The sequence below is a fragment of the Desulfosarcina variabilis str. Montpellier genome, from assembly GCF_048565275.1.
GTDB lineage: Bacteria > Desulfobacterota > Desulfobacteria > Desulfobacterales > Desulfosarcinaceae > Desulfosarcina > Desulfosarcina variabilis.
The window spans coordinates 2987570-3000395 of sequence record NZ_CP159846.1 but is presented as its reverse complement, the minus strand read 5'-3'; the positions used below and the strand labels follow the sequence as shown (position 1 = coordinate 3000395).

At 50.2% G+C, this 12826-nt stretch carries 9 protein-coding genes; 6 read left to right on the top strand and 3 right to left on the bottom strand.

The genetic code is table 11. From position 1 onward, the window contains the following. Positions 1-121: 121 nt before the first annotated feature. The 3 genes from Dvar_RS13380 to Dvar_RS13370 all read right to left on the bottom strand — a co-directional run bounded on the left by Dvar_RS13380 (position 122) and on the right by Dvar_RS13370 (position 1244). On the bottom strand, positions 122-457 hold the full coding sequence (locus Dvar_RS13380; RefSeq protein WP_419662204.1) for a PilZ domain-containing protein: 336 nt from the start codon (positions 455-457) through the stop codon (positions 122-124). Between the two features lie 95 nt (positions 458-552). Continuing rightward, positions 553-831 (bottom strand): hypothetical protein, encoded by a 279-nt coding sequence (locus Dvar_RS13375; RefSeq protein WP_419662203.1) that lies wholly within the window; start codon positions 829-831, stop codon positions 553-555. 161 nt (positions 832-992) lie between these two features. Next, on the bottom strand, positions 993-1244 hold the full coding sequence (locus Dvar_RS13370; RefSeq protein WP_419662202.1) for a hypothetical protein: 252 nt from the start codon (positions 1242-1244) through the stop codon (positions 993-995). A gap of 30 nt (positions 1245-1274) precedes the next feature. Between Dvar_RS13370 and lon the strand changes: the two genes are divergently transcribed. From lon to Dvar_RS13340, 6 genes are all read left to right on the top strand, one after another. Further along, a complete protein-coding gene (gene lon / locus Dvar_RS13365; RefSeq protein ID WP_419662201.1) occupies positions 1275-3722 on the top strand; it encodes an endopeptidase La in 2448 nt (815 codons plus the stop codon). A gap of 23 nt (positions 3723-3745) precedes the next feature. After that, the gene (locus Dvar_RS13360; RefSeq protein ID WP_419662200.1) at positions 3746-5317 is read left to right on the top strand and encodes an AAA family ATPase; all 1572 of its coding nucleotides are present in this window, start codon (positions 3746-3748) and stop codon (positions 5315-5317) included. Between the two features lie 40 nt (positions 5318-5357). Continuing rightward, positions 5358-6335: a universal stress protein gene (locus Dvar_RS13355; RefSeq protein ID WP_419662199.1), complete on the top strand. Its 978-nt coding sequence runs from the start codon at positions 5358-5360 to the stop codon at positions 6333-6335. A gap of 1707 nt (positions 6336-8042) precedes the next feature. Then, the gene (locus Dvar_RS13350) at positions 8043-9194 is read left to right on the top strand and encodes an outer membrane beta-barrel protein (protein WP_419662198.1); all 1152 of its coding nucleotides are present in this window, start codon (positions 8043-8045) and stop codon (positions 9192-9194) included. 20 nt (positions 9195-9214) lie between these two features. Beyond that, positions 9215-10072, top strand: a complete 858-nt coding sequence (locus Dvar_RS13345; RefSeq protein WP_419662197.1) for an SLBB domain-containing protein — start codon at positions 9215-9217, stop codon at positions 10070-10072. An 11-nt stretch (positions 10073-10083) separates the two neighbouring features. Next, entirely contained in the window at positions 10084-12810 is a 2727-nt protein-coding gene (locus Dvar_RS13340; protein ID WP_419662196.1) for a DUF4388 domain-containing protein, read from the top strand. The last annotated feature ends 16 nt before the right edge of the window (positions 12811-12826 follow it).

Here is a 12826-nt window from a genome sequence, read left to right as displayed (position 1 = left end):
CGAGAGAAAACGATACCGCCCAACTGCTTTAAAGAAGGAACATGGACAAGAAAGGAACGAATTAAAAACAAAAAAGCGGCTTTAAAAAATCATATTGAATAGAATATATTAATCCCATCTTTCAGTCAAGATATCTCAATCCCATCCCATAAAGACATTTTTCCACGTCTGTCAGATCCTGCTCCCATTTGATTTCAACCAGGCAAATGGAACGCGGTTTTTCCCTGCCATCTGAAAATGACGGTGCCGGCAGACATCCGACCATGCGCACGATAAGAATAGTCCCGATCTTAAATTCTTGATTGATTTCGATATAGGCCCCACGACTGGAAAAATTACGCATCACCCCTTCTGCCAACCGCATCCTCCCCTTACTGGAATAAGGCCGGCACACGATCGCCACCGCCGTCGCAATCCGATGATCGGCTCTCGGCTCATTGCGGCGTTTCTTTTTCATCCTGTTGTTCATTAAATCCCTTTGCATTATCGTTGGCATGGGCAGTGGCTTCAATACGGGCGGCATTGTCTTGCAATTGATTCTGTTATTCAGCATCAGGACTCCATGAAATATTTTTTATAACGACCGGTTATCTTGATATCCGTCCACCTGCGGGCCAGTTTGCCCATGCGGGGAACAAACACATCAAGCCCGAACGCGTTAACGGTTTTTAATCCATCCGTATTAATGGCGATCCTGTCGTTTTTTTTGACCACGTCAGCCAAAATATCCATCAATTCGCAGGCCGAGGTGGCATCAAAATCACCAAAAAGCTGTAATGCCAGGGATTGTTTGCTGATTTCCTTGGAGGAAACATGAAAATTCTTGGCCATCGCATCTCCTTTGTCAGGGTGGACGAAATGGAGCTGTCTTTTTCGATAGTACTATTCTAAGCAAAAGACATACCAGGTAACAGGTTGTCTGTATCATCAGAATTTTATTTGATTATTGATCGCGCAGATGAAAAAGGCGAACCGTCAGGTGTTCGTTTTTTTTACAGGTTGGAAAGGGGTTTCCCCCCATGGCGGTGGTGTTGCTTGTCTTTTAGGGTATCGATGGTCAGCCTTTTTATCTGAACGGCCGGTTGATAGCCATCGAGAAAGGGCATGAAATAACCCGTGCATTGAACGGCTAAGGCCATTGTGCCGCCGGCTAAAAATGATATACTAAAATGAAATAACGTACTCTGAGCCGCTATTGCACCATCCAACGGCAGTTCCGCTTGAAATTGGTTTTGGGTTTGCATGATCCTATTCTCCAAAGAAAGGATGAATGTATGGCAATACCAAAAAAGGGTTCCCCAATGGTCTCCAACGCTATCCATCCAACTGAAATCCAATCCATTCCCCATGAAGTCGGCATTCTGCCATTGCGCGACACCGTTGCTTACCCCTATATGGTCCTGCCCCTGGCTGTGGCGCAGCCCAGTGCGATCAAATTGATCGAGGATGCAGTGGACGGCAACCCGTTCATCGGCCTGATCGCCGCCAAGGAGACATCGTCCGATGGCCCCATGCCCTGGCAGATGTACGAAGTGGGCACGGTGGCCCGCATTCATCGGGCCGTCAAGGGCCCCAACAAACATTATCATGTTATCGTTCAGGGCATCGAACGCTTCCGGGTAAAGGTATGGCGGCGCACCGATCCCTATTTAACAGCCGAAATAAAACTCAGCCCCGAGCCGATTGAGGAGGGCGTCGAATTGGATGCCCTCAAACGGCGTCTGCAGATCCTGGCCCAGGAAGTGGTGACCCTGATGCCCAACGTTCCCGAAGAAGCGGGTACCTTTTTAGAAAACATCGACGACCCGCGCTTTCTGGCCTACCTCGTGGCCGCCAACTCCCGCATCAAGCCCCCCACCAGCCAGAAAATTCTTGAGATCGACAACCTCAACGACAAGCTGCGAGCCCTGATATCACTGCTCACCCGGGAAAAGGAAGTTCTCTCCCTGGACCACAAAATCCGCACGGAGACTCACGAAGAGATGGGCAAGGCCCAGCGCGACTACTACCTGCGCCAGCAGATGAAGGCCATCCAGAAAGAGCTGGGCGAAGGGGATGATGGCGCCGACGAGTTGGACGACTATGAAGAAAAATTCAAAAAAGCCGCCCTGCCCCGGGAGGCGTTTGATGAGGCCATGCGTGAACTGCGACGTCTCAAGGGCATGCATCCATCCTCTGCCGAGCATTCGGTCATCAAAACCTACCTCAACTGGCTGATCGCCCTGCCCTGGCATACTCGCAGCGACGACTGTCTGGATATCGTGCATGCCCGTACCATTTTGGATGAAGACCACTATGATCTGGATACGGTCAAGGACCGTCTGATCGAATACCTGGCGGTAAAGAAGCTGGTCCGCGAGCGCAATGGAGAAAAAGACGCGCAAGATGCTCCGGAAGAAATCCAGGGCACCGGTACCCTGCTCTGCTTTGTCGGTCCACCCGGCGTGGGCAAGACCAGCCTGGGTCAAAGTATCGCCAGGGCCCTGGGACGAAAATTTACCCGCATGAGCCTGGGTGGCATGCGGGATGAAGCTGAAATCCGGGGGCATCGCCGGACGTATATCGGCGCCATGCCCGGCCGCATCATTCAGGCGATCAAACGGGCGGGCACCTGCAATCCGGTCTTCATGTTAGATGAAATCGACAAGGTGGGCAGCGACTGGCGCGGCGATCCCAGCAGCGCCCTCCTGGAAGTGCTGGACCCAGCGCAAAACCACGCCTTCCGCGACCACTACCTGGATGTGGATTTTGATCTCAGCGAGGTGATGTTCATTACCACCGCCAACCAATTGGAAACCGTCCTGCCGCCCTTGCGCGACCGCATGGAGGTGATCCCCCTGGACGGCTACACGGAATATGAGAAAATTCACATCGCCACCAACCATCTGGTGCCCCGTCAGATCAAGCTAAACGGGTTGCAGCCCGAAGAGATCGCCTTCGATGGTAAGGCGCTGTCTCTGATCATCGGTGAGTATACCCGTGAGGCCGGCGTCCGCAACCTGGAGCGTCAGATCGGCAGCATCTGCCGTAAGACGGCCGTGGCCATTGCCATCGGCAAGCCTGAGCCGGCGGCGGTCACACCAGAGCGAGTTCGGCAATTTCTAAAAAAGCCGCTCTTCGAATCCGAGATTTCCGAAACCATTGAGGTGCCGGGCATTGCCACAGGGCTATCCGTGACCACCTATGGCGGAGAAATCCTCTTTATCGAGGCCACGCGCATGGCGGGCAAGGGGGAATTGACCATCACCGGCCATCTGGGTGATGTGATGATGGAAAGCGCCCGTATCGCCCATAGCTATGTGCGGGCCAAGGCTGCGGATCTGGGGATCGAAGTCAAACGCTTCAAGGACACGGACATCCACCTGCACGTGCCGGCCGGTGCGATCCCTAAGGACGGCCCCTCGGCCGGCCTGGCCATGGTCCTGGCCATGGCCAGCATCTATACCGGCAGGCCCGTGCATCATGATATGGGCATGACCGGTGAGGTGACCCTGCGAGGACGCCTTTTACCCGTGGGAGGTATCAAAACCAAGGTGCTGGCCGCGCACCGAGCCGGATTGCGCACGGTACTCCTGCCCCGTCGCAATGAACCGGATCTGGACGATCTGCCGCCACCGGTGCGCCAGGAAATGACCATCCGGTTAGTAGACCGGGTGGCGGACACTTTCGATTTAGCCCTTTTGCCTGTCCCCGCCAAAGTCAGTGGCACCAACAAATCGTAGCGTAAATGGGGGATAACCAGCGTATGCAAACCAACCATCAAAAAGAGATTCTCACCGCCATGCTGAATCCCGGATTTTACCCCCACCGGGTGGACACCATCGCCCGGTGCGAGACCCACATTTCAACCGTGTTTTTAACCGGGTCTTACGTTTATAAGGTGAAAAAACCGGTCAATCTGGGTTTTCTGGATTTTACCAGTCTCGAAAAGCGCACCCATTATTGCCGGCAGGAAGTCAGCCTCAATCGCCGCCTGGCCAGCGGTGTTTACCTGGATGTGCTGCCCATCACCCGGCAAAAAAACGGATACGCGCTGAGCGGCAGCGGTGAAACCGTAGAACGCGTGGTCAAAATGCGCCAGCTGAACGAGGCCGATGCGATGCTGCCCCGTCTTCAACAATCCAGACTGGCAAATACGGATATCCTGACGTTGGTCAAGCGCCTGATCAATTTTTACAACCACACGCCGCCCACCCATCCACCGCAACCAACAGGCAGGACGGCCTGGGAGGAAAACCTTGAGGTGGTGCACCCGTTTGTCGGCGAAATCATCGATCAGGCGCAATTTTCCTTCGTCAGTTCGGCGTCCAGGGCCTTTTACAGCCGTCAGAAACAGCTGTTTGAAAGGCGCGTGACAAACGGCCGCATCAGGGACGGGCACGGAGACCTTAGATGTGACCACATTTACTTTACCGATGAGGGCATTCAGATCATCGATTGCATCGAGTTTAGTGACCGCTTGCGCATTCTGGATCCGATCAGTGATCTGGCATTTCTGGCCATGGACCTGGAATTCAACGGGTTTGACCATCCGGCACGGCTGTTGATCCGCGAGTTTATCAAGCGCACCGGCGATGTGAACGCATTGCCCCTTTTCAATTTTTACCGCTGTTACCGTGCCATGGTGCGCTGCAAGGTGAGTTGTTTTGTTCTCAGAGAAATCAGCCTTTCCAAAGCACGCCGCCAGACCTTTAAAGCGGCTGCAAAAGGTTACCTGAACCTGGCCCACAGGTATGCCACGACGTTCAGCCGCCCTACCCTGTGGGTTTTATGCGGGCTTCCCGCCTCAGGCAAAAGCACCTTGGCCAAATCCCTGGCTGATGTCTATGGCCTTGAGGTGATCCGGTCGGATCAGGTCCGAAAAACGCTGTTTGCCCAGCCCAGTGATCCACCCGGCAATCACGATTTTAAAAAAGGCCGATACTCAGCCTATGCAACTGAGGTCACCTACACCCACCTGTTCGACCTGGCTCAGGAAATGATCAAAACAGGGCATGGCGTGGTAATCGATGCCACCTTCAGCCGGGACATGCACCGCCGGAAAATTATGCGGTTGGCGGCCCAGTGCCAGGTCTTACCGGTCTTCGTGGAGTGCCGGGCACCGGATGCCGTACTCGCCGAACGACTTCGCAGGCGGGAAACCAAGCCCTCGCTTTCCGATGCCCGGCTGATCCATCTGGATCATTTCAAACAGCGTTATGAGCCTATTACCGAGATTGAACCGGCAATCCATATCCGGGTGGATACCAGCGCATCACCGTCGGATTGTCTGCGTCGGATTCTTTTACATGATGCGCTGTGGGACCTAAATTGCTAAAAGCTAACCGCCCGCTTTAAAACTACCAAAGGAGGCAGCGATGTTTAATAAAATTCTAGTCGCCACCGATATGGTGACCGCAGTCGACGCACCCGTGGTTACGGCCGCTCGCCTTGCCCGCCAGCACGATGCACACCTTTCCCTTCTGCATGTCATGGAGTCATCCTCAACAGACAATCGCCGTCTGATTCGCCATTTTGAAACCGGTGAGGAAATGCTCGCCGATGTCAGCTACGCCGATACCGTTCGTCAGGCGCTGGCGGCGACATATCCCCAGCTGTTGGCGGATATTTCATTTGAGATTCGTATTACCGTCGGCTACCCCTGGCAGGAAATCCTGCTTTGGGCCAAAACCACGGATAGCGATATCATTCTGCTCGGGCCTCATTCGAGTCGCGCTGAAGAGAAGGGTGTGGTGAGAATTGCCGGTCGGGTCGGCTCGACTGTTGAGAATGTCATCACCCGCGAAACCTGTCCGGTAATGATCGTCAACCAGCCGGGAAGCATGGATCAGTTAAGCTTCCAACGGGTGTTGGTGGCAACCGATTTTTCACGTTCCTGTGAATCCGCGGTCTGTTTCGCGGCGCAACTGTCCGCCCGCTATGCCGGCCATCTGTCGGTCTTTCATATGCTGCCGGTTCCCCCGCATCCAAAATACACCCGGGAGAATTTCAAGGCCGATGAAGCACGGACACGCGATCGCCTGACATCCGAATACCAGTCGTACCTGGAAAAAATCGATCATCAATACCTGATCCGGGCCGGGGCCCTTCCGCATATCGAAATTCTTGAATGCGCCAATAAGGAGAATATCGATTTGATCGTTATGGGCTCCCACACCAAGCAGTCATTAGGCAAATGGTATCCTGGCAGCGTGGTCGAGCGCGTCGGCTACCGCACCACCTGTCCGGTGGTGGTCATCACCGATCCTGCCGTGCTGCTCCATTGGGACGGCCCCGTCCCTGAAGATCAGCATCCGGAAAAGGACCGACTGATTCATGTGTTTGGGTCACGGTAAACTATAAGGGCGCAGGTAAAAAATAATTACTCCATCTTGCTTGTCCTTGCGCCCGTCTACGACGTTCCATCCACCGGCACAGATTCCAAATATGCACCGGCGGATGCGCCTTGTAGACGAACGCAAATCCGGCGCAATTTGGTGTAATTATTTTTTACCTGCACCCTAATCCGGTTATCCGGAAAGCCCCAGCTGACATCTGTTCCAGTATAGTAGCATGAATTTAATTGATCTATGGGCCAGTGTTAAGTGTTAAGTTCAAAGTGTTAAGGAAAGGAATTTTTTTACATATTTTATATGTAATCCATGTAACTTTATTACTTTTTTTACACATACTTTTTTTTCCAATTCATTATAATAGCTATTCTTTATGGCTGAAAACAATAGGTATTTTCAATTTTAATCTTTGAGGCATCAATATTGCTTTCTGCTTGATCAAGTTAAGTTATTGGGGACATTGACAGTTATAAATATCTTTGCGCACGTTCATTGCGATTTATTGTACGATTTTAACGCTGACGCTCTATCTCCCTTTATTTTTCAAATTCTGAGGTTAAACTCTCTCAGAATAGCGACTCGCAACCTTCCTCCCCCAATAGTGTTCCAAGAAACAGAACTTACATACAACAGATATTTTCCTTTGAATTGAATCAGCTTGTCATGTTGATCAATAATGTGCATATCCAAGTGCAGTCGGGTATGCAAATTGATGAGAAGAAGTATTCACTCACCAGTTGACGGACGTCATCGGAGGATCAATAACTGCTGTCAGGATGTAGTGCTTTGCCCATCGTCTGTCTGCAAGTCAGAAGACAAACAGATTCTTTTTTGCGTAGGGAGTACTATTCAATTTGGATTGTATATTGTTGTATTGGCTAAGTATTCATGCTTCACATTGAACACACTATCAAAATCCAAAGTTAAATAATGATAGATACCTATCTTTTTGAATTCGTTTTTTACTCACCTTCACCTGTCAAGCCATCCGTTACAGGATGGCAACTAAAGGGATTCTCTCTTCGAGCCCTTCTGTTCTTCCTGCAAAATATAGACTTCAATTACTTTCCCAAAAAAATAATTTTTACTGAAAAACCAATCTTTTGGTCAGATACAAGTTGGTTTTCCAGATATAACAATATTGTTTTTGCCATAGTGTATAAGATAATGTTTTGGCCCTAATGGGATCAAGGGTACGATTATCGTTGATTCGTGTTCGTCCAGAAATAGGAAACTTGGGTAGAAATCAAGCCGAACACAAAATTTAAACGGTAGTAATAGTTTAACAGATTGAAAATTCGGTTCGACCATGTAACCGAGGAGGCGGAGCTATGCCCTTAAGAGCCTGCTTGATAAATCCGTCTAAGGCCCTCTAACGGCGTTGGAAAGTGTCTCAAAATGCTCATATATTATAAATATGCTCCGCTTTTGACCAACTTTCCGCCTTGTTATCGGACCTGATCCAGACTTCCTAAACAGGCTCTAAGTCATCGCACAAGCTTCCGTTTTACTAATCGCCAACAACTAACGAATAAAGACCAACAGCGACAAAAACGAATGAGCAGCAAAAACCAACACAGATGGTTTGCCATCAACATCGGCCGTTTCAATAAGCACCTATTCTTTTTGTTATCCCCACTACTACTTACCGTCGCACTCGTTATCTTCGGCATTATATTCCCATACGATGCATGGGGAACGGATTTTAATTTGGCCGAAAACATAAAGCTATCTCCAGAAGTGATCCTGAGAGAAGTATATTCGGACAATATATACCTTGTTGATGACGAAAAAACAGACGACTATATCACCTCGGTTCTGCCAAACATGGGCATGCAAATTGCTTTTACGCCCCGCTCAAGAGTAGAACTGCTTTATCTCGGGCGCTTCGATATCTATAATACTGCGGACAATTTCAGGCAGGACCATCACTACGGGCACCTTAACTTCCAACTTGATACCCCCAAGGGGTCTTCCGTCAACCTCGGTGCCTGGGGCGAAGACAGCGCTAATCAACCCGATTCAACTGAAGATCGAAGCAAAGATTACAGCATTCATGCACTGTATGCCGATGTGGATCTGATGGTATTTTCCGCCACGGAATTGTTTGGCACGTATCAGCGAAGCAGCCGGCGCTTCGATGATACGATCGATCGTGATGACGACTTCGACCGCGATTTTTTTGCGATAGGCCTGGTCAATTCACAGAGTTCTCTTTTTCCCCTGCTGTTGGAATATCGCTATGAAACCCAGGAAAACGACCAGCCGGCGACAGGTTCCACGGACTTTGTCTATCAGGCCGCCTACACGGGATTCAAGTGGAGACAGGATCAGCGCCTTTCAGGCAGTCTGCGAGTCGGCTATCTGTGGTCGGAATTCAATAGCGCCTCGGCCTATGACGGTTGGGTCACCGACACGGACCTTAAATACGCCCTGAGCGACTTTACCCGTATCACCGGCACCGCATACCGGGGCGTGCGGGAAAGCACCCGCTCTGCAAGAGACACATTGGACTATTACATCTATGCGGGGGGCAAGCTGTCGATTGCCTACTCCCGGTTGGATCCATTTCGGTTCCGGATCTATGGCAGATATGAAAACAAGGACTACCGTTTGACGGAAGCCTCGGTGGACAGCCGCGAGGATGATCTTTACAGCGCCGGTGTATCCGCCCAATACAATATAGAAGACTGGCTCTCAATCAGCCTCGGTTATCTTTATCGAATGAATGATTCCAGCGTGGAAACGCAAAAGTATAAGGAAAACCGTGTTTTCGCTGAACTGATTGTCTTGTCCAACGGAAATATGCGACATAAGCGTCTTCCTCGCTCCATCGACCAAATCGACTATTTCAAACCTTAACCTTTTTATGAGGGTATGTCATGAAGAAAAAACGTCTACTCTGTTATTATCTGGTCACATGGGCGGCCTTCTGTGTCTTTTTGCCAGGTGCTGCCTTTACGGAAGTAAAGCAGCAACCTCAGACCAAAGATTACACGATCGGCCCCGGTGACAGGCTCACGATACAGATATGGGATCATGATGATCTGAACCGCACCGTTGAGGTGGCCCCTGACGGAACCTTCTCCTTTCCATTTATCGGCAAGGTTCAGGCATCCGACAAGACGGCTTTCATGATAGAAAATATCCTGGTTGAAAAACTGTCCAATGGATTCCTTGTCGGCCCCCAGGTGTCGGTAAATGTCACTGAATACAATAACAAAAAAGTTTTCCTTTTTGGCGAGGTGGTTCGCCCCGGAAGCTATGTGTTGAGATCGAACATGCGCTTGCTTGAGCTGATCTCCGACGCAGGCGGCTTCACAGTCAACCGCGGGCCCACATGCACTGTGGTAAGAAGTCCCAACGGCAATGTCGATGCCAAACCCATAGCCATCGAAGATGCGACCGGCCATGAAATCATTACCGTTAATTTGACCCAGTTGACCAAAGGGAATCCAGGGGAGAATATCCGGATCGCACCCAATGACTCGATCTATATCAGCGCCGCCGAAAGGATCTTTGTCACCGGCGAAGTCAAAAGGCCCGGCGAAATCGAATACAGAGAGGGGATGACCGTCCGCCAGGCCATTTCAATGGCTGGCGGCGGAACGCCCAAAGCCGCTATTGGAAGGATTCGTATCGTCAGAATGGACGACGGCAAAGAAACAGAAATCAAACCGTCCCCCGGCGACACAATCTTACCCAACGATATCCTGAAAGTCCCTGAAAGCTATTTCTAAGAGGCAAGCCAATGAAAAAACAAATAGAAACCAAATCTGCAGTTCAGCGCCAAACGCCTCAGGAAGTCCATCTTGCAGATTACATGGACATTCTTTTAAGGCGGAAATGGGTTGTCATTTCATTTTTTTTTATAATCGTTGGCATCACCACCACGGCATCGTTTCTGGCGACCCCGCAATATGAGGCAACGGCCCAGATTCTGTTGGGCGGTCAACCCACGCCGATGAACCCGGCTGGCGATACTCCCCAGCGGTTGTCTGAAGTCAATTTATTTTATCAGACACAGATCAATCTGTTAAGCAGCAAAACATTGGCTCGCACTGTTATTGAAAAACTGGAACTTCAAAAGCCCTTTATGGCGAACTCAGAGCAATCTTCGTTTTCGGCTTTTGCCAGCTCACTCCTGCCAACTAAAAAAGATAAAACAGAGACAGAACGAAACAGCGCACAACAGAATCCCCAAGAGGGTGCTGGAGAAGAATCGTCGCTGCCTGAAACGTCGTCAGCCCCAGGAACAGCAGTAGGTCCGCAAATCATCAATTGGTATCTCCGCAATCTGCGCATCGACCCTATCCCCGACAGCAGCCTGGTGAATGTCGCTTTCATAGGACCGGATGCGAAACTGATCACCCAAATCGTAAACACCCACGCAAAGGCCGCCATTCAAAGGGCGATCAATCGCCACCAGGCACAGGCCAAGGATGCACTGGATTGGCTGAAAGAGCAGATTGCCAGGCAAAAAAAAGAGGTCGAAGATTCACAACGGGCAATCTACAATTTCAAAAAGCAGCACAATGCGCTCACGTTGGAAGACAATCAAATCATCTTTTCTCAGGACCTGCAGGAAATCAACAGCGCACTGACCCGCGCCAAGTCGGACCGGATCGTCAAGGAGGCCACGTACAGGAAACTTCAGCAGATATTGAGAACCCATGGCAATGTAATGCAGATGCCTGAATTTGCCAATGATCCCGTGCTGTTGAATCTGAAAAACCAGCTTGTCCGTTTAGTGTCGCAAAAGATTGAAATGTCGACCAAATACGGCCCCAAACACCCCAAGATGATCGAACTGAGCAATGGGATCGACCAGATTAAAAAAGAGATAAATAATGAAGAAGACCGGGTGATCAAAGGCATCAAGACCGAGTTGGATAAAGCCGCAGCTATTGAGGCATCAATCAATCGATCACTGGACAAACAAAAACAGATCGCCATGTCTTTAGGCGAGCGAGCCATTGAATACGACGTGTTAAAACAGCAGGCAGACAGCACCCAGGATATTTATGATTTTCTGTTAAAACAATCCGAGCAGCTTGGCTTGTCAAGCGCCATCAGCAGTAGCAACATGCACATTGTCGACAAAGCGGAAGTTCCAGTCGAGCCCGTGAGCCCCAGGATCATGTTGAATATTTTTCTATCGATCATGATATCTCTGTTCGTCGGCACCGGGCTGGCATTCTTCCTGGAATATCTTGACAACACCGTCAAGACACCCTTGGACATCGCCGTAAAGCTCGACCTGCCGGTATTGGGCATGGTCCCCTTCCACAAGGCGTTACAGGACGTCAAGGGAAAGGATCTGCTGTTAAAGGATAAAACCACCCCTGAAGAAAATAACACATTGCCGCCCCCGCTTTACCACATCTCCAACCGGCTGCCCCATGAATTGCGCTCACCAGCGGACGGCCTGGATGGGAGAGTCCTGATTGTCGAGAGCGTTACCATGAACGAAGGCAAAACCACGGTGATTTCGCAAATCGCATCCAACCTGACGGACGCAGGCTTGCGCGTCCTCCTGGTGGATTGTGATTTCCAGCGTCCATCCCTGGAAAAGCTGTTTCATGTGTCCAATGGGGGTGGATTGGGCAAATCGATCGACCGGATCATGTCGCATCACTTAAACAGTGGCTCGCTGGACAGCTACAGCGTGGACGATCTGTTTTTCCTGATTTCACTGAAAAAATCAACCGGGCATCTGATTATCAAGAGCGAGGATCAGACCCTGGTTGCCTACTTCCAGAATGGCGTGCTGATCCATATCCAAAAAAAGGATAATCCGGAAAACAACCGTATCGGCACCATGCTACTCAATGGCGGTTTTATTACCACGGACCAGCTGAACGACGCCCTGCGGCGGCATCAGCGCACGGGTCAGCCGCTGGGGTATATTCTCGTCAATGCCGGCTATATCAGCAGAGAAAAGCTCAGAGGACCCTTGCGCCTCCAAATTGAAGAGTACTTACAAAAAATGTTCAGTTGGAAAAAAGGCAATTTTACATTCAAACCGGGCATGGTTCAGATCTATGAAAATGAAAAGATATTTTTCGAAGAAAACTATACACCGATGATCAACAACTTGGGCCGCATCGAAAGCAGCAAATTCATCGAAAAGGAATTGTTCGATCATATCACCGGCCTGGAAAAAGAGAACCTTTATCTGTTGCCCGCCGGCTCGGCTTATAAGCTGATCGGTGCCCTGAATCAGATTTTGATGAAAAAGATTTTTGAAAAGTTGAAACATCATTTCGATGTGCTGCTGGTCGATACGCCGCCCTTGGATGCGGCATCCGGCATTGAATCGATTTTCCCGCTGGCGGACGGACTGGTGCTGGTGATCAAAGCCGGCCATCTCTCCTTCAAGATAATCAATGGCGCCCTGAATCACTTGCCGCAGGATAAAATCATCGGCGCCGTTCTTAATCAGGCGAAGATAGATCCCCATCCGTATTATTACTAAACAAAGAACAGGACAT